Source organism: Acinetobacter sp. CAU_H_78, from assembly GCF_058599365.1.
Genome location: NZ_CM178652.1, coordinates 368245 through 390889, shown reverse-complemented (window position 1 = coordinate 390889; position 22645 = coordinate 368245). Strand labels below are relative to the sequence as shown.

General features: G+C 42.9%; 23 protein-coding genes and 1 pseudogene. 13 read left to right on the top strand and 11 right to left on the bottom strand.

From position 1 onward, the window contains the following. Window positions 1-6: 6 nt before the first annotated feature. A complete protein-coding gene (locus AC4MCD_RS01845; RefSeq protein WP_419374505.1) occupies window positions 7-1365 on the top strand; it encodes an MATE family efflux transporter in 1359 nt (452 codons plus the stop codon). 30 nt (window positions 1366-1395) lie between these two features. Here the strand turns inward: AC4MCD_RS01845 and AC4MCD_RS01840 are convergent, their stop codons facing one another. Then, the gene (locus tag AC4MCD_RS01840) at window positions 1396-1602 is read right to left on the bottom strand and encodes a DUF1737 domain-containing protein (RefSeq protein WP_034701512.1); all 207 of its coding nucleotides are present in this window, start codon (window positions 1600-1602) and stop codon (window positions 1396-1398) included. Window positions 1603-1890: 288 nt separating this feature from the next. On the opposite strand from AC4MCD_RS01840, the gene AC4MCD_RS01835 reads away from it, so the two are divergent. Continuing rightward, on the top strand, window positions 1891-3189 hold the full coding sequence (locus AC4MCD_RS01835; RefSeq protein ID WP_004787005.1) for an ABC1 kinase family protein: 1299 nt from the start codon (window positions 1891-1893) through the stop codon (window positions 3187-3189). Window positions 3190-3286: 97 nt separating this feature from the next. After that, window positions 3287-3538 (top strand): annotated as a pseudogene (locus tag AC4MCD_RS01830) (type B 50S ribosomal protein L31). A 76-nt stretch (window positions 3539-3614) separates the two neighbouring features. Here AC4MCD_RS01830 and crcB read toward each other — a convergent pair. Continuing rightward, the gene (gene crcB / locus AC4MCD_RS01825; protein ID WP_419364114.1) at window positions 3615-3995 is read right to left on the bottom strand and encodes a fluoride efflux transporter CrcB; all 381 of its coding nucleotides are present in this window, start codon (window positions 3993-3995) and stop codon (window positions 3615-3617) included. 166 nt (window positions 3996-4161) lie between these two features. Between crcB and AC4MCD_RS01820 the strand changes: the two genes are divergently transcribed. After that, window positions 4162-4494, top strand: a complete 333-nt coding sequence (locus AC4MCD_RS01820; protein WP_491876495.1) for a HopJ type III effector protein — start codon at window positions 4162-4164, stop codon at window positions 4492-4494. A gap of 226 nt (window positions 4495-4720) precedes the next feature. Here AC4MCD_RS01820 and AC4MCD_RS01815 read toward each other — a convergent pair whose 3' ends face one another. Then, window positions 4721-5284 (bottom strand): hypothetical protein, encoded by a 564-nt coding sequence (locus AC4MCD_RS01815; RefSeq protein ID WP_004787012.1) that lies wholly within the window; start codon window positions 5282-5284, stop codon window positions 4721-4723. Between the two features lie 180 nt (window positions 5285-5464). Between AC4MCD_RS01815 and AC4MCD_RS01810 the strand changes: the two genes are divergently transcribed. Beyond that, complete coding sequence (locus tag AC4MCD_RS01810) at window positions 5465-6091, top strand: class I SAM-dependent methyltransferase (protein ID WP_491876831.1); 627 nt, start codon at window positions 5465-5467, stop codon at window positions 6089-6091. Here AC4MCD_RS01810 and AC4MCD_RS01805 read toward each other — a convergent pair. Further along, window positions 6088-6672, bottom strand: coding sequence for a hypothetical protein (locus AC4MCD_RS01805; protein WP_491876494.1), 585 nt, complete (start codon window positions 6670-6672; stop codon window positions 6088-6090). The two genes, AC4MCD_RS01810 and AC4MCD_RS01805, sit on opposite strands and share 4 nt — an antisense overlap. A 26-nt stretch (window positions 6673-6698) precedes the next feature. Beyond that, window positions 6699-7166, bottom strand: coding sequence for a Holliday junction resolvase-like protein (locus AC4MCD_RS01800; RefSeq protein WP_004787020.1), 468 nt, complete (start codon window positions 7164-7166; stop codon window positions 6699-6701). 123 nt (window positions 7167-7289) lie between these two features. On the opposite strand from AC4MCD_RS01800, the gene AC4MCD_RS01795 reads away from it, so the two are divergent. The 5 genes from AC4MCD_RS01795 to AC4MCD_RS01775 all read left to right on the top strand — a co-directional run bounded on the left by AC4MCD_RS01795 (window position 7290) and on the right by AC4MCD_RS01775 (window position 12600). Next, a complete protein-coding gene (locus AC4MCD_RS01795) occupies window positions 7290-7934 on the top strand; it encodes a ParA family protein (RefSeq protein WP_491876493.1) in 645 nt (214 codons plus the stop codon). Between the two features lie 132 nt (window positions 7935-8066). Continuing rightward, a complete protein-coding gene (locus AC4MCD_RS01790) occupies window positions 8067-9215 on the top strand; it encodes an AI-2E family transporter (protein WP_491876492.1) in 1149 nt (382 codons plus the stop codon). 110 nt (window positions 9216-9325) lie between these two features. Beyond that, window positions 9326-9868: a superoxide dismutase [Cu-Zn] SodC gene (sodC, locus tag AC4MCD_RS01785; RefSeq protein ID WP_312210739.1), complete on the top strand. Its 543-nt coding sequence runs from the start codon at window positions 9326-9328 to the stop codon at window positions 9866-9868. 142 nt (window positions 9869-10010) lie between these two features. Beyond that, the gene (gene yccS, locus AC4MCD_RS01780) at window positions 10011-12176 is read left to right on the top strand and encodes a YccS family putative transporter (protein ID WP_491876491.1); all 2166 of its coding nucleotides are present in this window, start codon (window positions 10011-10013) and stop codon (window positions 12174-12176) included. A 127-nt stretch (window positions 12177-12303) separates the two neighbouring features. Further along, a complete protein-coding gene (locus AC4MCD_RS01775) occupies window positions 12304-12600 on the top strand; it encodes a DUF3817 domain-containing protein (protein WP_004787034.1) in 297 nt (98 codons plus the stop codon). A 202-nt stretch (window positions 12601-12802) separates the two neighbouring features. On the opposite strand, the gene craA is transcribed toward AC4MCD_RS01775, so the two are convergent. The 4 genes from craA to AC4MCD_RS01755 form a co-directional block, all read right to left on the bottom strand. Continuing rightward, on the bottom strand, window positions 12803-14032 hold the full coding sequence (gene craA, locus AC4MCD_RS01770; RefSeq protein ID WP_491876490.1) for a chloramphenicol efflux MFS transporter CraA: 1230 nt from the start codon (window positions 14030-14032) through the stop codon (window positions 12803-12805). A gap of 178 nt (window positions 14033-14210) precedes the next feature. Next, window positions 14211-15056: a hypothetical protein gene (locus AC4MCD_RS01765; protein ID WP_491876489.1), complete on the bottom strand. Its 846-nt coding sequence runs from the start codon at window positions 15054-15056 to the stop codon at window positions 14211-14213. 74 nt (window positions 15057-15130) lie between these two features. Beyond that, window positions 15131-15508 (bottom strand): hypothetical protein, encoded by a 378-nt coding sequence (locus AC4MCD_RS01760; RefSeq protein ID WP_312210962.1) that lies wholly within the window; start codon window positions 15506-15508, stop codon window positions 15131-15133. 142 nt (window positions 15509-15650) lie between these two features. Beyond that, window positions 15651-17060, bottom strand: coding sequence for an FAD-binding oxidoreductase (locus AC4MCD_RS01755; protein ID WP_125279697.1), 1410 nt, complete (start codon window positions 17058-17060; stop codon window positions 15651-15653). 354 nt (window positions 17061-17414) lie between these two features. Here AC4MCD_RS01755 and serA point away from each other — a divergent pair, with 354 nt between their 5' ends. Further along, window positions 17415-18647: a phosphoglycerate dehydrogenase gene (serA, locus tag AC4MCD_RS01750; RefSeq protein ID WP_005233651.1), complete on the top strand. Its 1233-nt coding sequence runs from the start codon at window positions 17415-17417 to the stop codon at window positions 18645-18647. A gap of 126 nt (window positions 18648-18773) precedes the next feature. Next, a complete protein-coding gene (locus tag AC4MCD_RS01745) occupies window positions 18774-19640 on the top strand; it encodes an EamA family transporter (protein WP_491876488.1) in 867 nt (288 codons plus the stop codon). Window positions 19641-19684: 44 nt separating this feature from the next. Here the strand turns inward: AC4MCD_RS01745 and AC4MCD_RS01740 are convergent, their stop codons facing one another. Continuing rightward, window positions 19685-20833 (bottom strand): hypothetical protein, encoded by a 1149-nt coding sequence (locus tag AC4MCD_RS01740; RefSeq protein ID WP_491876487.1) that lies wholly within the window; start codon window positions 20831-20833, stop codon window positions 19685-19687. Window positions 20834-21166: 333 nt separating this feature from the next. Between AC4MCD_RS01740 and AC4MCD_RS01735 the strand changes: the two genes are divergently transcribed. After that, window positions 21167-22051 carry an EamA family transporter gene (locus tag AC4MCD_RS01735; RefSeq protein ID WP_491876486.1) on the top strand — a complete coding sequence of 295 codons (885 nt, stop codon included), beginning with the start codon at window positions 21167-21169 and terminating at the stop codon, window positions 22049-22051. 71 nt (window positions 22052-22122) lie between these two features. On the opposite strand, the gene AC4MCD_RS01730 is transcribed toward AC4MCD_RS01735, so the two are convergent. Further along, on the bottom strand, window positions 22123-22590 hold the full coding sequence (locus AC4MCD_RS01730; protein ID WP_491876485.1) for a hemerythrin domain-containing protein: 468 nt from the start codon (window positions 22588-22590) through the stop codon (window positions 22123-22125). Between the last annotated feature and the right edge of the window lie 55 nt (window positions 22591-22645).

The window sequence follows — 22645 nt, the reverse complement described above, 5'->3', positions numbered from 1 at the left end:
ATTTTTGTGTCGAATGTTTTGACAGCCACAACCCGTCGTTATGAATTAAAACAGCTGTTCCATCTGATGTTGCCCATTCTGGTCACACAATTCTCCCAAGCAGGTTTGGGCCTGATTGATACGATTATGGCCGGGCGTCTCTCACCGACTGATCTGGCAGCGATTGCGGTTGGTGTCGGCCTCTGGATTCCAGTCATGCTACTGTTTAGTGGCATTATGATTGCTACTACACCTTTGGTAGCGGAAGCGAAAGGCGCACGTACACCTGAAAAAATCGCCACAATTGCGCGGCAATCATTATGGGTTGCATTCATCCTGGGGGTGATTGCGGGTCTGGTTTTACAAGTTTTGCCACTCACCTTACCTTTACTAGGTGTTCCAGAAAGTCTGCAACCTAAAGCTGGCCTGTTTTTGCATGCCATCGGCTTTGGTATGCCTGCTGTAACCATGTATGCGGCTTTACGTGGCTACTCTGAAGCCATTGGTTATCCACGTCCGGTCACTGCCATTAGCCTCATGGCGCTACTGCTTTTGGTTCCATTGAACTTCATTTTTATGTATGGAGTTGGTCCAATACCTGCGCTGGGCAGTGCAGGTTGTGGTTTTGCCACCGCAATTCTGCAGTGGCTCATGTTAATGAGTCTGGCACTGTATATTTTTAAAAATCGGGTTTATCAAAATAGTCAGCCATTTAGTCACTGGGAAAAGCTAAATGCGTATTGGCTGAAACGGATTTTAAAGCTGGGCTTTCCGATCGGACTGGCAATTTTCTTTGAAGTGAGTATTTTTAGTACCGCAGCGATTGTTCTGAGTCCATTAGGTGAAACCATTGTGGCCGCTCACCAGATTGCTATTTCCGTTACCTCGCAATTGTTCATGATTCCCATGTCTCTCGCCATTGCACTGACCATTCGGGTGGGAACTTATTATGGTGAACAGAACTGGGATGCCATGCGCAGAGTACAAGGCTTAGGTCTGATGACCGCGACGATTTTGGCTCTGCTGATCATGTTGATGCTTTGGGTGTTCCGTAGTGAAATCGTAGCGCTTTATACCTCTGACCCGATGGTGACCCAGATTGCGCTTTATCTGGTGCTCTTTGCTGTGGCCTATCAGCTGATGGATGCCTGGCAGATCAGTGCTGCAGGTTGCTTACGCGGCATGCAGGATACCAAAGGTCCGATGTGGATCACCATGATTGCCTATTGGGTGATTGCCTTCCCGGTGGGGGTTTATTTGTCCCGTTTTGGAGATATGGGGGCGGCAGGCGTCTGGGTCGGTCTGATTGTCGGTCTGAGCGTGGCCTGTGTTTTATTGCTGGCACGACTTTATGGCAATAACAAACGTTTAAGCCAGCGTGCCTAATTCTCTTATTATTTAAAAAGATGCATTGAATTACTGATTTAGTGCATCTTTTAATCCCTGTGGAATCTCCGACTCATCTGCGACTTCTTTAATCACCACTTGCCCGACAATGACATCTGTTCCATTAAAGGTCATGGTCGGTGCACCATAAAGTTCATAGCCTTCATTGAGTGCCTTGGTCACACGGGCACAAAAATTCACATCATCTTTGCCAGTAAAATATCGATAGACTTTCATTGAAATTTCTTGATCTTGAGATGCCATTATTTTAAGCCTTTCATCATGGAAAGGAACTTAAAAATCGTGCTTTACTCTCTTCAGAATAATTAAATAATTGATTCAAAAACTACCATACAGATGCCAAGATGGTTTAAAAATTGCATAAATCAAGTGAACAATATCAAGCAAATATGAATACTTTGAGAAGCTTTGCAACATAACATCTACAATTAAATATAGGCAATTTATAGTTTGTCACCTATGATCAAATACACCCATAAAAATGGTGATTTTGAGGAATCTCGCATGGCAAAAACGGCTCGAACGCCTGGTCGCCGCTTTATGAAATTGGCTGGAATGACCGCAAGTATTGCAAGTAAAACCCTATCCAATTCGATTAAAAATTTAACTGCGGATGAAGAGCAGAAAAATGCTGCACGCAGTAAATTATTTCAGGATATTGGAGTACAGATTGCTGATACCTTGGGGGAAATGAAAGGTGCGGTGATGAAAGTCGGCCAGATTGCCTCGCAATATAAAGATATTTTTCCGCCTGAAGTTGCTCGAGCCATTTCCAAATTGCAGCGTCAGGCTCCACCGATGCCATTTAAAGAGATTCAGTCACAGGTCGAAAAAGAATTAGGCAAATCTTTGCAGGACCTATTCCAGCAGTTTGATGAGCAGCCTTTTGCCGCAGCCTCGATCGGACAGGTGCATAAAGCGACGCTACCCGATGGCCAGCAGGTTGTGGTCAAGGTGCAATATCCGGGAGTGGAAGAAGCCTGTGAAAGTGACCTGAAACAGGTTCGTCTCGCCTTGCGTTTGATGGGTGTACTTAAAATTGACCGCAAGTTGCAGGATCAGCTATTTAAGGAAATCCAGCATAGTCTGGACAATGAACTCAATTATGAAATTGAGGCTCAGAATCTGGAAGTGGCGCGTGCCTTTCATGAATCGCTCGATCACCAAATTGTAATTCCGAAAGTATTTAGTGAGTATTCTTCCCGCCATATTCTGACCCTAAGCCTGGAACAGGGTGAAAGTATGGAAACGGCCAGCCAATGGCCGCTAGAAACCCGTAATGCCCTAGGCCGCCGATTATTCCGTGCGATTGGTCAGGAAATTTTCTATCTGAAACGTTTCCATTGTGATCCGCATCCAGGGAACTTTGCCTTCCGTGAAGATGGCTCGGTGATTATTTACGATTACGGCGGTGTTAAAACGCTTTCTACCGAGATCATTACTCACTTCAAAGAATTGATCCATGCAGCCCGTGACAAGGATATTTCGACTATTGAACAGCAACTGGATGCCCTGCATACCCTGACAGAGACCGGAAAATTCCCGGCCGATCTGTATGAGCAATGGCTAGAAGTACTGATGCGTCCTTTAACTACCAATTATGATTTTGCTGAAAACTCAGCACATCATGATGGAATGGAATTGCTCAAACCTTCTCTGAAATATTGGGATGTATTCAAACCGTCGCCAGATACCTTGATGGTGAACCGTACTATTTCCGGACAGTACTGGAACCTGATTCATTTGAAAGTACATGATGATTTGAGTGATGTATTTGAAGAAATCGTGCCAAGTCGCAGTTAGGTTGAAGTAATAAGCTTACAAGCAGTAACCCTACTTCACTTGAAATATCAAATGTTACATTATAACATTACTCTTAAATTACAAGAGGAATATTACGATGCGTCCAGACATTCATCCAGAATATCGATAAGTTTTATTTCATGACACCAATGCTGATGCCTACTTCGTGATTGGCAGCACCATGACTTCTAGCCAGACCAAGGAATATGAAGGTAAAACCTATCCTTATGTCACCCTGGATATTTCAAGTGCTTCACATCCGTTTTATACCGGTGAGCAACGTCAAACCAGCAATGAAGGTCGCGTAGCGAGCTTTAACAAACGTTTTGCCCGTTTTAAACGTGGTTAAACTTAAAACCTCCGATTTCTCTCTCAATTTAAATCGTGGTTTATGTCAGGAAATTACCTCCAATTTCCTGACTTTTTTATGCCTGCGCCAAAGCCAACTGGGTGAAATAAAAGCCCACACCCAGCATAAATACTCCGACAATCACACTAGAGATCACATAGCTCAAGGCGATTGTAACTGCACCCTGCTTAAGCAGCTGAAAAGTTTCTAGCCCAAAACTGGAAAAAGTCGTAAAGCCGCCCAAGATGCCTACCATCAAAAATAACCGTGCTTCAGTTTGCAGGAAACTGTATTTCTGGCTAAAGGCAAAGAAAATCCCGGCACACATACAGCCTATAATATTGATCCACCAGGTCGGCCACGGAAATAGCATCTGTGGCTTGGCAATCAACATTCCTGTTCCATAACGCAGTGTTGCCCCAATCGCGCCTCCCATTGCCACCAAAAGCCAGTTCATGTTTACTCCGTCTTTATTCGATCTTAAATCTTTCGTCAGCCACCATGTGGGACGAGAATAATGAATAACATCATGCACCTAAAATTGCAGAATGAACATGGATCTTTGCCAAAAAATTGGTATATTCGACGCCATTCAAATTGATTTAAGTCTAGAGGGAATCCACATGGCTCAGGAATTACTGGCTCAATTGGCTGCGGGCGAAGCTAAATTTGCAGATGTGATTGCATATATCGATGCACGCTATACTCATACACCAACTGCATTCAAAAATGGTCAACAGGCCAATGCTGCCACTGAAAACCAAGGCAGTGCCAAAGTATTTTCATTTGCCAAATTGAATGGTCTGGATCAGGCACAAACCTTGAGCCTGTTTGCAGAACACTATGCGGCTGTACTGACTACACCAGAAGCAACAGATCATCAGAATATCCGTCAGTTCATGCAAAATGGCTGGGATGGTGTTGTATTTGAAGGTGAAGCACTGGCTGCCAAATAAGTTATTCTGCCAAATAAAAAACCGCCTATTTCTGGCGGTTTTTTATATCAAACTAACAAAACAAGATGACATTCATATTTAAGATTAAAATTATTTTTTGGAAGAAGTAGTTCATTTAAAAAATGAAAAACTATCAGGCTTAAAATAAATTAAATATCAAGAAAGCCAAGCCACCCAGAATCACCCGAGCACACCTTTCAGAAAGCTTTTAAAATTTTTTCCAGTTTTAACCTTTACCTACTTTCTCAATCCACTTGATTGAGCTGACCCGAAACACTTCACAAGCACCATCACCGGTATCGGTTGGGGTTAAAGAAGATTTCCAGACGAGGTCTTTATCACGTACTTCCACCAGTTCACCTTGCAAACGTACCAGATCACCACGTTTCACCTGTTTAATCGCTTTGGCAATTTGTGGATTGGCAGGGATGATGTGCATATTGGATACCATCTGTTTGGCCTGTTCAATGGGCACTGGTACGCGATCCATTTTCCAGTTCAGGTAACGGTTATACTGATTGACTGTAATGTGCCGGGCAATTTCAGGCTGCGCAAACAGACCCCAACTCACCGCATAATCGATCGGAGAGAACTTAGCCTGCTCGTCGTCGGTATAAATTTTTGATCCCAGAATGCGGAAATCACCTTTAAACGGCTGCAAGACTGAAATAGATTGGTCTTTGGCCATCGGTGGCAGCCCTTTGGCAACATTATGATCTACAGAAGTGTGACCATAAAGCGGTAGTAAAAGACTGGCCGCCAAAGCATAGTATCGAAGATGTTTGAACATAATTCTGTCTTTATTCCATCAAATTTTTTCAAGAATATCTTGTTTGATAGTACGATTTTTTTAATGAATAAATAGTTGAAATTAGTAACAAGTTGATCAATTTTGGTGAGCAGAGAGCTTTAGCGAATCTGATTATTTTCGGTTAATCTAAGCTTGTCTAAGAATCATTTGAATGCGACCATGCTGTATAAATTCTATCAACAACATATTTTTCCGCATCTACTGAATCAGGTCATGCAGACCCCATCCCTGATGAATTTACGCCGTGAATTATTGTTGCCTATTACAGGTGAAGTCCTAGAAATTGGCTTCGGTACAGGATTGAATCTGCCTTTTTATCAGGCCGTCGATAGAGTCTATGCGCTGGAACCTAACCTGGACATTTTTAAACTGGCTGAGCAGCGCATCAGTCAAAGCCCTTTTGCAGTCGAACAGATTCAGGCCCGTGCAGAAGCTCTGCCTTTCGCAGAAAATAGTCTGGAAAATATCGTATCAACCTGGACCTTATGTAGTATTCCAGATCTGCACCAAAGTCTGCATGAAATTTACCGGGTTCTGAAGCCAGGCGGCCATTTTCATCTGGTTGAGCATGTATTAAACCGAGAGCATCTCAACATTCAGCGCTTACAGCATTTACTCACCCCGATTCAGAAGAAAGTGGCAGATGGCTGTCATCTTAACCGGGATATTGAAACCGCTCTTTTAGAGGCTGGGTTTGAACTGGATGAAGTTGATTATATCGATGCAGAAGGTATTCCAAAGATTGGCCAGCGTATGCTGTTAGCTAGAGCGCATAAACCGCTTTAATCCAGCACTTTTAAATCAGTTATTCTAAACAGGCGGCATTGGGCTGATTTTGGATTGCTTTTTCCAACCTGAAATTCTTGCTGGCTGGTCGCTGATTTGACCTGTACCCAGTCACCTTGCAGCCAAATCCGCTGATCTGCTTTTAAACGGCGAACCTTATTGGCAACAGCTTCGCTGGCGGCAATCACACTCAGGTTCAGCAAATGAGGTTGAATGTTCGCAGGATTGGCTTGTGCGTCTGTAGCAGTGATATTAAAACAACGCCTGTCCTGCTCAAGCTTGAATGGTTTAAATACAGCACTGGATACTTCCGGTACTGCCAGTAACAGATCAATATTACTGACATAGGCCAGATCATTAAAACTTCCCACCACCGGACTGGCTGGATGAATGGTACGGCGCTCAGGCCCATAATACTGTTTAGCCAGTACGCGATATTCAGCCTGATGCGGCTCAATCGATTCTACCTGAAAATTTTTGAGTACTCCGGCCTGCTCCAGATTCGGAATCGCCCGAAAGTATTCCGACCAGATCCATAGTCCAAGCGCAAACAGTGCTGCGGCAATAATCAGTTTATCCATAGTGTAGAGTTGAAGCTTGCTGTCCTTCAGTCTTCAAAATCAATCCGGATAGTCTCAAAACGTACCCGCCCTTCCTGAATGGCTTGAGCAATTGCCATCTGGCCTTTGGTCAGACGTGCACCACCACTTTTAATATCAATCAAAACCACTTCAATATCTTCAGCCAGCCCCTCACCGTCACGAAAATCGGTATAGCCATCAAAGACCACATAATCCACCGGATCACCTAAAAATTTGGCATCACTAGGCAGATATTGAAACTCTGGCATGATTGGTGCCAACTGCTCGGCCATTTTGCCTTTGAGTACCGCACGACTGGTATTCACACTGCGTTTTTGTGCAGCAACTAAAGCTTGCTGATGTTCCAACTCTAGCTCGGCAATATATTGTTCATATTCTGCTTTAATTCGACCATTTCGCGTCTGGCCCAGAATCAGGGTAGTTAAAACTACTCCAATACAGGCACCAATCAGCATGGCCATTCCAATGGACATTCAATCTTCCTAATCTGCTTTATTTTGCTGCCTACCTTCGACTGAAGTTGAAAGGGTCTGCCATCCAGTAAGCCTGCAAAGAATGATATGCTAGGCGGGAGCAGAATTAAATCATCCCGGGTCATGAAAACTATTTTAGTTGCAAATCAGAAAGGTGGCTGTGGTAAAACCATTACTGCAATTAGCCTGGCAGCTGCCCTGGCACAAAAGGGTTATAAAGTTGCTCTGGCTGATGCGGACAGCCAGAAATCGACCTTGCAATGGCTGAAACATCGCCCAAAAGATGCCGCACCGATTCAGAGTCTGGACTGGCGAAATGCCAAATCGATTGGAGATGCGCCTAAAAACTTGGAATATCTGATTATCGATGCACCCGGAGCGCTGAATGAAGATCATGCCGAACAGCTAATTAGTGAAGCAGATGCCATCATTACCCCGTTGCAGCCTTCATTTTTTGATATTGATTCTACCCGCCGTTTTCTCAAGCATTTGCATGATATTAAACGTATCCGTAAAGGCAAGGTTGAAATTCTGCTCCTCGCTAACCGCACCAAACCTAATGCAGCCAGCAATCAGGACATTCAGCAGTTTTTCAATAAAATTGATCAGCAACCGGTCGCCTGGATTTCTGAACGTGCGCCTTATAGCCGGCTGGCCATGCAAGGCCTGTCTATTTTTGATAAACAGCAGAAGATGTACCGGGAATTACAGGATCAATGGCAATCTTTATTGAATGCCATTATTGACGATCCAAGCCAATGGTTCTAGTTCTGTTATTTTTAGCCTCTTCTTTTTATTCTTAGGAAAATAATCGTACTACTTCCTGCACTATCGTTTTCGATCGCTTTTTTTTCAGTTAATATGCCTGACACAACCTAAAAAAATGAGCTTCTAAATTCAGTGCAACAGTACGCGCCTACACTACAAAAAGTCTTATTATTTGGACTGTTTTTCATTCTGATTTTTTTGAGTTTTCACATACTCAAGTATTTCATCATTCCTGTAGTTTGGGCAGCCATTATTGCGTACATGACCTGGCCGCTGTATCAGTCGATCTTAAGAATGAGTGGCAATCGGCCGACACTGAGTGCAACCATTATGATTCTGGGTGTGATTCTCGTGTTTGGTCTGCCTTTTATTTTTGCCATTTTTATGCTGCAACACGAAGGCCGGAACCTGTACTTTGAATTGCAGAAACAGGTGTTCTCAGGTCATCTTAGCGTTCCAGATTTTATTCGTGGCCTGCCACTTGTGGGTAAGGAAATTACCCGTACCCTGAATGAGATAAATGCCGATCCAAACAGTATTGCACAGACCATTTCAGCCTGGATTCAGGGTCATCTGAATTATGGTAAAGTCGTACTGAATGAAATCAGTAAAAACGTCTTCAAGCTGTGTTTTGCCGTACTGTCGTTATTCTTCTTCTACCGTGATGGCCATACCATTCTGAATCAGGTGCGTAAAGCCTTTGAGATGGTAGTCGGTCCACGTATTCACCATTATCTGGCGACAATTTCAGATACCACACGTGCGGTGGTCTATGGCGTAGGCTTAACAGCAATTGCCCAGTCTTTGCTGGCAGGTATCAGCTACTTTGTAGCTGGCGTACCGAACCCGATGGTACTGACCATTATCACCTTTATCTTCGCCTTAATTCCTTTTGGCCCTCCCGTTGCTTATGGTGCGGTTTCGCTATGGCTGTTCTCGCAAGGTCAAACCATTGAAGCTGTTGGCGTCATGGTCTGGGGTGTCTGTATTGTCAGTACGGCAGATAACGTGATTCGTCCACTGGTCATTTCAGGTGCAACACAAATTCCATTCCTGCTGATCATGTTTGGTGTTTTGGGTGGCATTGCCAGCTTTGGTCTGGTCGGTGTCTTTATTGGACCGGTGATTCTGGCCGTACTACTGGCCATCTGGCGTGAATGGCTGCATGAAAGCAACTTGAATGAACCTTTGATGATGCCTAAAGCCACTATGGCGCATGAGGTTGAACCGAAGAAAAAATTCCGTCTGCGCCGCAACAAGATACCTAAATCACCAGACTGACCGGCTTAAACAAATTAAAACATTTAAGTACTGATTTTCCATAGTGCTTTTGGTCTTGCTCTGTTTCAATAGATTCCGAAAAGCAGAATAAAGATCAAGGTGTGATAATTATGTCTTCATTGTTTAAACTTACAGCTTTGTGCGCAGTCAGTGCAGCACTTTTTACCGGTTGCGCTTCAACCTCCACTTCGACTGAAAATGTTAAAACCGTGACCCTGAATGCAGTCTCTGCACAGGGCGTCGGTGAATCGATTGGTACAGTATTATTGAGTGACAGCCCGGCTGGCCTGGTGATTCGTACTAATCTGAAACAGCTTCCTGCGGGTGAGCGTGGTTTCCACATTCATGAAAATGGTTCATGTGCACCGGGTGAAAAAGATGGCAAACCAAGTGCTGCACTTGCTGCCGGCAGTCACTACAACCCGAATCAGGCACCTCATCATGGCACGCCCGTGACGGGTCATCTGGGTGATTTACCAGCCCTTAAAGTAAACACTGATGGTACAGCACGTGTGACTCTACTTGCGCCACGCCTGAAACTGGCAGATGTTCAAGGTCGTGCCATCATGGTTCATGCGGGCGGTGATAACTATTCGGATGAACCGCAACCATTAGGCGGTGGCGGTGAACGTATTGCGTGCGGCGTGATCTGATTTATTACAGATTATTAGCATTCAAAAACGGGCTTCTTGCCCGTTTTTTAGTAGATATTTCTTCTGAAATTGGCGCTTAAATTGCATTCAAAACCGGCAGTTAAATACCACGGATCATATTCTTGTGAATAGCTCAGATTCCATGTTGCATCCTCTTCAGCACATACTTAAAAAAGCCCTGTTGCCTTTTCAGTCCAGTGCCTTGATGACTTACTGTTTGCAGATGTTCATTGTGCTTTCAGGGACGACTTTTGGTCTAAAGCTTCTCGGCTATGAGGCCTTGATTGTTCCGGTCACTTTAGGGGCAATTGCCACCGCCCTGACCGATTTTGATGACCGTTTAAGTTTAAGGCTGCGCAATCTAGGGCTGGTCATGCTGCTGTTTTTTGCGGTCAGTAGCATGCTGGAATTTCTGCATCCCTATAAAATCTGGTTTGCACTGTGGTTATCACTTTCTAGTGCCGTATTTATCTTAATGGGGGCTTTGGGACAGCGTTATGCCACCATTTCTTTTGGCACTGTATTGCTGTCCATTTACACCATGTTTGGCTTGGGAGAATATGGACACTGGTATGAGCAGCCGCTGTATTTTGTAGTTGGGGTGGTGTGGTATGGCCTGACTTCGATTCTGTTTTACCTGATTCGTCCCACTTTACAGGTTCAGGAAAATCTGTCCATCAACCTGCAACAGATGGCAGAGCTGCTATCGACCAAAGCCAAATTATTTGATCCCGATAATCAGAATAATGTCGAACCTCTGCTCTATGAGCTTTCCTTAAAAAATACTCAAGTCATTGAAAGCTTTAATCGTACCAAAGATTCTTTACTGACTCGGCTCAAAGCCTCGCGTCCGAATCATAAGACTATTTACTGGCTGAATCTTTATTTTCTGACCCAGGATATCCATGAGCAGGCAACTGCCAACTATCTGCATTATGAGCAGATTCACCAGCATTTTAGCCGTACCGATCTGATCTTTCGGATTCAGAAAAATATTCACTTACAGGCGCTTGCCTGCCAGCAATTGGCTGCATGTGTACTACGCAACGAAACTTATCAGCTTCCTGAACAGCATCAACTGGCACTCAAAGCATTAGAAGCCTCCATGCAGGACTGGATTGCCCAGCATCCCCAGAATATTGAGGTAAAAAACTTACAGCTCATTCTGAGCAATCTGCTCAGTGTGCATGAACAGCTGCAACATTTGCAGGATGGACAAGCCATTTACCGTCCGGATTATCCAAAGCATTTTGATGATTCTAGCCTGTTTGATGATGACCTGCGTGGACCCGCAGATTTCTGGCTGAAATTAAAACCCCATTTGGGACCACAATCAGCGCTGTTTCGCCATGCGGTGCGGATCGCTTTGGTCTTTCTGGTTGGCTATGCCATTTCCCTATTACCCTTTGCCAAAAATGGCTACTGGATATTGCTGACCAGTCTGTTTGTCTGCCAGATCAGTTATTTCGCTACCAAAAGCCGTTTAAAACTGCGGACTTTAGGTACATTGCTCGGCGTCATCCTGGGAATTCCGATCCTGTATTTTGTGCCGAGTATTGAAGGCCAGTTGCTGCTCACAGTTATTTTCGGTGTCGGTTTTTTCTATTTGCGCTCCAAGAAATATGCTATGGCCACATTGATGGCAACCTTGGTGGTACTGCTGATTTTTAATCTGAAAGGCGCTGGCTATACAGTCATTCTGCCGAGAATTATCGATACCCTGATTGGCTGTCTGATCGCCTGGCTGGCGGTCAGCTGCATCTGGCCAGACTGGAATTTCCGTAATATTTCCAGCAACATCAAAAAATCTTCCCAAGCGACGCTGAACTATTTACTGGCTATTCTGGAGCAATATCAGCATGGCAAAAATAACAGCATTGCTTATCGGACAGCACGTCGTTTGGCCCACAATGCCCAGATTGACCTTTCCAATATGATTTCCAGTCTAAGTACCGAACCGAATCCAGATCCGGTGCTGATTCGCAATGCCTTCCGTTATCTGGTTTATAGCCACAGTCAGCTCAGTTATATTTCCGCATTGGGTAGCCATCGTGAACAGGTATCTGATCCGCAAATTCTGCAACTGCTTTCTGCCTGTCAGCAGACTTTAACTAATGCCCTGTCAAATCCTGAAAATGTACCGCAGCAGGACATTCAAGGCCAATTGGCAGAAATCCGGCAACTGAGTCAGCAGGAACATATTTCCACCCACCTACTGCTGGTACTTAAACAGATCAGTCTGTTACTGGAAACCTTGCCTGAATTATTGTCTCTAAGACAGCAATTACTGGCAGTTGAAATCAAATAACCAAGCGGAGCACTAGGATATAAGTATTTAAAATAATTCATTTTATTCTATAAATTTCATTTTGCTTAAATCGGCAGATTGGGTACACTCAAGCCTGATTGAATAGAACATAGAAGAGTGAGTGCGCGTGAATATTAAAACTTTACGTCTGGTTGGATTGCTTGAAGGTATTTCATTTCTGCTGCTGTTATTTATTGCGATGCCGGTTAAGTACATGATGGATAACCCGATTCTGGTGAAATATATCGGTATGGGTCACGGCGTTCTTTTCGTGCTTTTTCTTGTGGTGTTATTTGCAGTCTGCGAAAAACAGAAATGGTCTCTGAGTATGTTTATTCTGGGCTTGATCGCGTCGATTCTGCCGTTTGGGCCATTTATCTTTGATATGAAATTAAAGAAGTTAGAGCAGCCGGCTGAAGCTTAACTTTTGGATTCTAATCATTATTAAATCAATCATGGACGTTCCCTCTCCTTTTAGGAGACGAGCAGCACTGCTGCGCAAGGGTGAGGTTATTTTATTAATATTTCCCTCTCTCCCATAGGGAGAGAAAACATTCAATATTTTTATTTGAGGCACATCAAGTAAATATTTTCATTCGATTAAACATTTAAAAGGGAGGAATTCTTTAAAACTCCCCTCGCCCTTTCCTTTCTTGCATCACCTGTTTTAATTGCATACGCGGCAAGCTAAACCAGAGTGCAATCAAAATAAACGAGGCGCCGCAATAAGCCCAAAGATCAAAAGCTTCATAAGTAATCCTGACCACTTCAATTACGGTAAAGAAACTCAGCATCATCAAGATAGATACCGTTGCCGCAACCGTGCCTTTGGACACTTCAGATGACATCAGGGCAAAACGGTACAATACCGAGAAGCTGATCCCCTCTCCCAGACTGATGCAAGTGGTACCGATAATCAGACAATGCAGAAAATAGTCTGGAATCAACATTCCCACTAACAACAAAATGGTTCCGAACAGCATCAATGGCACACCCAGCATCACTGTTTTACCGAGCGGCATCTTGTCGATAATTTTCAGCAGAATGATATTACCCAAAATCAGGCCACCCAATACCGGAAACTGAGCCAGGCCATATTGCATGCTGCTCAAGCCTAGTTCTTCAACCAGAATCACGGGAGATAAGGCAATCCATAGCATCAATGGCAAGCTCACCAGTGGCAATGCCATAGTCATGACCACAAAACGCTTATTTTTCAGGACCTGCTTAAAGTCATCGATAATATAGCTGAGTGGCTGTTTGGGAATACTGATATTTGGATTCGGCATTTTCGCTTTCAGTCCAAACCAGCTCAAAAAAGCTAGACAGGCAATTCCGATAAAGCCCCAGTGCCATGAAACATGATCAATCATAAAGGCGCCAACCACCGGCCCTAAAAGTGGTGCCAGCAAGGAGACATTGGCCATAAGAGCCATGACTTTAATGGCATCGCGTTCTTCAAAATTTTCCTGAATCGCGGCATACCCCACAGCAGCAATAAAGGACAAGCCAAAACCTTGTAAAAAGCGCAGGAACAGAAAGCTTTGAATATTCGGTGTGAGTAAAATTACCAGACAGCAGATTACAAAAAATGCCACGCCACCGAGCAGAACTTTTTTACGGCCTAAACGGTCTGATAAGGGTCCTAAAATTGCTGCGACAAATGCTCCACCCAACAGGAAAAAGGACATGGAAGATGGTGCCCAGGAACTGCTCACGCCAAAATCACGGGTAATGGCCAACATGGCCGGCTGGATCAGGTCATTACAGATATAGACGGAGAATTCAAACAGCACCAGTGCCAGAGGGAACATGAGTGTGGCACGGGTCAGTTTGTGGGTTTGGACGTTTTGCATGAGAGGCTTTTATGCTCAATTACTCTTTTTAGAATTTTAAAAGAGCTAGATTTCAATAAATGAGGGCAGTTTAGCAGAGTTTGATTTTGAAGTCTGCGAGGATTACTGTGAGCTAAAAAATCAACAATTTCTCAAAATATTAATAAAAATTAATTTACTAGAATGCAAATATTTTCATTTAATTAGCATTAAAAACTATCTTTTTCTGACCTTTTATTTCAATTTCAAATTGAAAATCTTGAAGGTTATCAAAATTAAAGTCTGTAATTTTAATAAACAAATTTTCATCTTCTAATGGATAACTTAACTTTAATTTATTTATTTCATCATTAATGATTTTCTCAACATCTAGACAAATATCGTCATATTTCATCATAACCTGGATTGAACCATAGAAATTAAAAGCTGATTCCGAACAATATGTAGAATCATTAATCTTAATAAAGTAGTTTATTGATTTATTTCTAAAGAATAAAATTTCACCATCCGTTAAGGTAGAGCCTTGTATACCATTTACTTTTCTATGGGAAATTAAATCTGGTCTTTCATTGTCTAAAATCTCCAAACTGTTTTGTAAATGCCACTCTCCATGTACTGCCGATCTAATAAAAAATATTTCTTCTTCATTTATATAAGCAAATATAACTGTCTTTGTCCCTTTTACCATTTTTTTATGTTTAGGATCTTGATAGACACCTAAATGTAAATGATGAATACCGAAGTCATAAAGCATTAAGTCTCTTGCATTTCCATTAAATAACTTTCGACTTTGATGTTGATAAATTCCTCCTTTACCATGAATAAACTTCTCTATTAATAATTTGAATCCAGCTTCATTCTTAATGGGTATTGAAAAATCTTTAGCAAAGCTAATTTTTCTTGGTTTATCTTCTATAAACCAATGTTTCAATTTCAAAAGCTGTTCAAAAGCGCTATTATTTTTAGATATTTTATATTCTATATTTTTTAAAAATTTTGTCGCTAATTCATCTAAATCCTTCGATACTAATTTACGAATATCCATTATTTTTCCAAAAACAAAAAAGCGCATCCTTAAGATACGCTTTTAACGAAGTTTTGTTTAAAGATCAAACATTATTATGGACAGACTGCTTTCTGGAAAGTTTTGGTATTTGAACCGCGTACACACTGATAGAGCTTTTCAGTATTGTTCATTTTCCAGTTTTTCTCTTCTTTTCTAAAATGATAAATGGTTTGAATCGATCTCACTGAATCATCCATCAAACCTGTTTCAGTCACTTTTACCTGTCCAACTGTCGGTGACTCAACACGATTAAAGAACTGACGAATCTCGACTGTTGCCAGTTCTTCACGCAGGTCAGGCCTCATTTTAAGCACCTGATCCAAAGGTGTATCTGAAGAAGACTGCACTTTTGCAATCACTTTCTGGGTGGTTGTACAACCTGATGTCATCACACCCAGACCTAAAATTGTAACCGCCAATAACCGTAACATATTGTTTAACCCAGATTATCTTTATTATGCAGAAATTATCATGCCGGGCTTTTCAGCTTAACGCTATTTAGACTCTGTAAGTCCAGTTACAGAGTAATAAAAAAAGCGCACCTTTCGATGCGCTTTTGTAAATCTATTCTGATTAAAGATCGAATAGTTTGCCTGGGTTCATGATGCCATTTGGATCGAACACTTTTTTCAGTGCTTTCATATATTCGATTTCTTCAGCGGAACGAGTGTATTCAAGATAAGGTTTCTTGGTCATACCTACGCCGTGTTCTGCAGAAATTGAACCATCGTATTTTTTCACAGTATCAAATACGTACTTGTTCACGACTTGGCATTTTGCAAAGAATTCATCTTTGGTCAGGTCAGCCGGTTTCAGGATATTCAAGTGCAGGTTACCGTCACCGATATGACCGAACCAGCAGATTTCGAAATCTGGGTAGTTTTCATTCACGATCGCATCGATTTCTTTAATAAAAGCTGGTACGTGAGTGATCAGTACAGAGATGTCATTTTTGTACGGAATGAATGGAGCGATCGACTCAGAGATGTCTTCACGCAGACGCCATAAGCTATGTACTTGCTCAAGACTTTGGCTCATCACGCCATCCAGCACCCAACCCTGTTCCATACAGTGCTCGAAGATTTCCATCGCCTTGTCCATAATCGGCTCAAACGGCGCTTCAAATTCAAGCAATACATAGAATGGACATTCAGTTTCAAATGGACGCTGTACGTGACCATTGGCCAGTACTTTTTGCATCGCCAGCTCACCGAAGAACTCGAATGCAGTCAGGTCGATTTTTGCCTGGAAGGCATGCAATACTGGCATGATCGCATCAAAATCAGGTACACCCAGTACCAGCACTTGCAGGTCGTGTGGCTGACGCTCAAGTTTGATTTCTGCTTCAGTGACTAAACCTAAAGTACCTTCACCACCGATGAACAGGTGTTGTAACGCATAACCAGTCGCGTTCTTGATCATGCCTTTGTTTAGACGCAGTACATCACCTTTACCAGTCACCACAGTCAGGCCAAGCACCCAGTTACGGGTCATGCCGTATTTGATCACTTTAATCCCGCCAGCATTGGTCCCGATGTTTCCACCGATCTGGCTTGAACCAGAAGAGGCAAAATCTACTGGGTAATACATGCCCTGCTCTTCAGCATAGTTTTGCAGCTGTTCAGTCACTACACCGGCCTGTACGCGTACCATACGGTCAGCCGGGAAGAATTCCAGAATCTGGTTCATCTTGTCCATGCTTACCACAATCTCGCCATTCGCAGCGACAGCACCTGCAGAAAGACCAGTACGACCACCTGATGGAGTCACTGCAACATTGAACTGATTGGCAAGCTTCACAATTGCTTGAACCTGTTCAGTCGAAGATGGGAAAACGATGACCGATGGGTTTGGATCAAAGTGTTTGGTATGATCACGACCCCAATTCTGGAGGCTGTCCGCATCAGTTTTAATACGGTTTTCACCCACAATTGCAGTCAATTGGGTCAATAACTCTGGGGTTAAAGCGACTGGAGCATTCATCGTTTGCAGACCTAGCATGAATTAAACAAGAGAGACCTCGCCAGTTTATTTGTATATTTTTCAGGCATTAAAACCTGTATACAAAGCAGGCGAAACATGATGATTAAAGCACCAAAACTGGCAGCTTAAACAGCATGGCGCAATATTATAAGCTATTTTTGGGGCTTTCCCTTAAAAAATGACAATTTTGATAATATACCTTTGAAAATGATAGTTTAATTCAACCAGTTCTATCATTTTCACTACTATCACTTGCAAAAATAGCTGATATTGTAGTCATCAAGGAAATGTATAACCGCCCCATTCCTGTGCTATTATACGGCGACTAAATTTGGCCTTTGTAGCGGAGCCGTAATGAGCCAACATCTATCTCTACCTAAAGATAAAATCCGTTTTCTATTGTTAGAAGGCGTTCACCAGAACGCAATCGACACATTGAATGCAGCTGGATATACCAATATCGACTATCGCAAAACAGCGCTTGAGGGTGAAGCACTGAAAGAAGCGATTAAAGATGCACACTTCATTGGTATCCGTTCCCGTACTCAGCTCACTGAAGAAGTGTTTGAAGCTGCGAACAAACTGATCGCGGTAGGTTGTTTCTGTATCGGTACTAACCAGGTGAACCTGGATGCAGCAATGCGTCGCGGTATTCCGGTATTCAACGCACCATATTCAAATACACGTTCGGTTGCTGAACTTGTACTTGCTGAAGCGATTCTTCTGCTTCGCCGTGTACCTGAAAAATCTACAGATACACATGCAGGCGGCTGGAACAAATCTGCTGTAGGTTCGTTCGAAACTCGTGGTAAGACTTTAGGTATCGTTGGTTACGGTTCAATTGGTTCACAACTTTCTGTTCTTGCTGAAAGCCTGGGTATGAAAGTGATCTATTTCGACACAGTGACTAAATTACCACTCGGTAATGCACGTCAGGTCGGCACAATGGGCGAACTTCTTGCAAATGCTGATGTTGTTTCTATTCACGTTCCTGATGTTCCGTCTACACGTAACTTCATGACTAAAGAACAATTCGCGCAAATGAAAGAAGGCTCAATCTTCATCAATGCAGCACGTGGTACATGTGTTGTGATCGAAGATCTGGCTGAAGCGTTGAAATCTGGCCACCTTGCGGGTGCTGCGGTTGACGTATTCCCGAAAGAGCCTAAAGCAAATGGCGAAGAATTCGTTTCTCCATTACGTAATATTCCAAATGTGATCCTGACTCCACACGTAGGCGGTTCTACCATGGAAGCTCAGGCGAACATCGGTCTGGAAGTTGCTGAGAAATTTGTAGCTTATTCAGATAAAGGTATGACGCTTTCTGCGGTGAACTTCCCAGAAATCGCGCTTCCATTAACTGAAGGCAAACACCGTCTGCTTCACATCCACAAAAACATTCCGGGTGTGTTGTCTAAGATCAACAACCTGTTTGCTGAACACGGCATTAACATCTCTGGTCAGACTTTAATGACCAAAGGCGATGTGGGTTACCTGGTGATGGATGTAGACGCAACTGCATCTCAGGAAGCACTCGATACTCTACACAACCTTGAAGGTACAATCCGCGTTCGCGTATTGTTCTAATTCAGGTTTTTAAAAAGCCACAGTCTTCGGGCTGTGGTTTTTTTATTGCTTAAAGGTTTTTATTTTTAAGCCTTACTCAGCTGATGCTGCTCTTCCGCTCTTCGAGAAATCGAAACAAATTTAGTCATGCCAAATCTTAAAATTGCACCTATGGTGCAAGCGCCGCTGATTCTGCTGATCGCGATGATCAGCATGCAGAGCAGCGGCTCCTTTGCCAAATATCTGTTTGGCCAGTTCCCGATCTTGACCGTTTCCGCAATGCGCCTACTTCTTGGTGCATTAATTTTGGCGCTCATTTTTAAAATCTGGCAGATCAATTTCCGCCAGGTCAAATGGCCAGCCATTATCAGTTATGGCTTGGCATTAGCTGGCATGAATATGCTGTTTTATCTGGCAATTGACCGATTGCCGATTGGAATCGCAGTCTCTTTTGAATTTATTGGCCCCTTAAGTGTTGCCCTGTTTTATGCCCGGCAGAAATTTGATTTTATTTGGGTGGGATTGGCCATTCTAGGGCTGGTTCTGTTGTTTCCCTTTGATCAGGCTGCACAACCGCTTGACCCGATGGGCATCCTGTTTGCCTTAGGTGCAGGTTCCTGCTGGGCACTATATATCGTGGCCGGACAAAAGCCTTCGGGTGTATCAGGGAATCATACCGTGTGTCTAGGCATGTTCGTGGGCATGCTGGTGCTAATGCCGATTGCCCTGTTTGCGGGAATGCCTGCTCATATATTTGAACCGATTAGCCTCATGTATTTTGTTATTTTGGCTACTCTTGCAAGTGCCTTACCCTTTACCCTGGAAATGATTGCACTGCGTAATTTAACTGCTTTGAGTTTTGGCACCTTGATGAGCCTAGAACCTGCGGTTGCAGCACTCTCCGGTTTTGTATTCTTAGGCGAGACTTTATTGTGGACACAATGGCTGGCGCTGGCCACTATTATCAGTGCATCGATTGGCTGTACGGTGACGATACAAAGAAGAAAACACTAAATAAAAAAGGCGCTCAAGCGCCTTTTTTAATGACCTATTTAATTTTAGCGTGGCGTTGCATCCTTAATAGCTGTATTTAATGCTGTAGCTGCTGTCACATTATAGCCATCACATGCCGAAGCAAGATGGTCATACAGGTAATCTGTCCATTTGAGCATTAGAGGAGTTGCACCCTCTTCCCTTAAATTGTCCAAGGCAGCTTTTCTTGCTTGAGCAATATAATCGGCATGATCAATATGCTCTCCATGTTCCGAGAAAGTACTGGAATAAATTTCACCCTGATATTCGATCGCCCCAAAGTATTTGTAATATTGCTGGGCATCGTCTTTATATTCGGCTTTTTTAAATTTCAGGTTAGCCATCGTGCCATCTAAAATGGTTTTCGCCATCTCTTGAACAGACTCGCCTGTCTGCCATTCAGCCAGTGTACGATAGCCAGTTTTGATATCCGGATCAAATTCAATAAATTCTTCTTCAGGATGCTCAGCCAGAATACGGAAACATTTAGATCCGTTCGGGAAAGTACGTGCCTTCTGCAAACCGACAAAATTGGTGGCAAACTGATTGTAATATTTACGTTCAGCATCCGTGGTATCAGTATCAAAGAAAACTCTGGTCTCGGTATCGTCATACATCTTCACGACAGCAATATTGGTACGTTCAGTTAAGGCTTTACCTGACAGGTCATACCACTCCAGGTGTCGATGATTGCTGATGTTATTTTCCAGAATAGTAACAGGACGACTAGTAAATTGTTCAGAGGTATTTTCCAGTACTTTTTCCAGTTTATAACCTAATGCTGTACGGGCACGATCTGCAGGGAATACGCCTTTCTCTGTAACATAAATTGGGAAAGTCATGTCTTCATCAAGATCATATTCAGTATCAACAGCCCGGTTATCATCTGCATACAAGATGCCGTCAGTAATTTTATTTTTATGGCTGGCCAATAGAAGCTTTTCCGACTCCATATCTGAAGCATCAATATTCGGCAGATTGAACTGATAGGTATAGAATTCAGAAATCGTATCTGATGTTCCATCACCATTATCCGGAGTTCCAGGATTGCTCGGATTACCAGGATTGGTTGGGGTTGGTTGACCTGCGACTGGCTCGTTATTATCAGAATCAGAGCCACCACATGCAGTCAGCATAAGGCTCAAGACAGCACAAGAGAGTAATCTTAATTTCATTATTATCTACCTTATTATTTTTTCATCGTTTTATTTTTCATTGTTATTTTAAAGTTGACCCAAATCATGAGGTCTAAGCCATTTTAATAAATATAAAATTAAGATCAAATTAAAAAATTGATTAATTTGTAACCACAATCTCATCAATAATTCATTTTGAATTTAATTTTTTCGGTGAGGGACGAAATCAAAAATTTAAATTCACTGATCCAAAATCTGCTTCGTATTCACAAAATATTCGTCTGCCCTACTCATCAAAAATTAACCAGTTTGATATACTTCCGCTTTCTTCTGTATCTCGATTATACTCTTCTGGTATAAGTAGTTTCTCCCATGCCAAACGTCCAACTTCTTGCTGTGTTGTACATGGTTCTCTCCATGACTTCATACCAGATCAGTGCATCCTTCGCCAAGCAACTTTTCCTGGTGCTTGACCCGATCACCGTCACTATTTTAAGACTCTGCTTTGCCGCCATTATTGTCTGTGTCATGTTCCGTTCCTGGAAAGTTATTCGACGTTTACAATTCCTGAAATGGCGGGATCTGCTCTGCTATAGTGCTTCTCTGGGCGTCATGAATATCCTGTTCTATATGTCGCTCGGCAAACTCCCGCAAGGCATTGCTGTCGGACTGGAGTTTATTGGCCCACTAGGACTGGCCTTAATTTCGATTCAGAACCGCAAGGATTATGTCTGGGTATTACTGGCAATTTTAGGTATTGTGCTGATGGTGCCATGGGGGGAAGCCAATAGCAGTAACTTTGATCTGTTTGGTGCAGCGTGTGCCCTAGGGGCTGGCCTCTGCTGGGCACTATATATCTATTTTGGGCAACGCGTGGTACAGCAAAATATCGGGATGCATGCACTTACCATTGCCATCAGTATTTCAGCCCTGTGTTTGCTACCAATCGGACTATATAACAATGCTCCTGCGCTCATTGATACCCAATATTGGGGCAAGGCCATTACCATTGCAGTTCTGGCAACCGCCATTCCTTATGCGCTGGATTTAAAAGCGCTCCAGCACTTGAATAAAACCAGTTATGGCACGCTTTCCAGTCTGTCTCCAGCTCTGGCAGCACTGGTAGGTTTTATCTTGCTGGGTGAAAAAATTACGCTACTTCAAACGGTCGCACTGGTTTGTATTATGCTGGCTTCAGTTGGCGTGACCATGCGGGAAGCACGGCAGCAGTATAAAACCCGGAAAATAGAAAGCTGAATAAATAAAAAAGATGGCACTCTGGCCATCTTTTTTTGTTATGAAAATTTGAATTTAAATAAATTTAAATATTAGCTTTTAACCAGCATGTCTTTTTTCATTTTTTTATAACGCTGATATTCAGTTTTGTACTGATCCGCTAAAGCCTGTTTTTGTTCATCGCCCAGAATTTTTCCGGCCTGCTGGAAGAAAGCATGCTCCTCTTCTTTCAAATGATGATGAACCTTATCTGACAGTCTTTTCGCAATCGCGATCCAGCTTGGGCTACTAAATTCAGTTTCAGTCAGTTCCTCAATCATTTCATCCATTTCATGATGTTCTGCCAAGGCATGACGGGTAATACTCAGGCCGGGATCTGTCATCATCAAGGGAATATAAAAATAACGGTCTTCTGCCGTTTCATGCGCAAACAGTTCATTCTTCAGCTGCTTGAACAACTCACGACGTTCTGGCGAATCCCCCGAAGTTTGCAGTAATTTTTCTGCCAGATCACGCTGGATTTCATGACTTTCCCTTAATGCTTCAAAAATGGTGGTCATGTAATTGTTCTCCTGTTTTTGTCATGCCTTTGCTTCAGCATAGAGTGAAACCGGC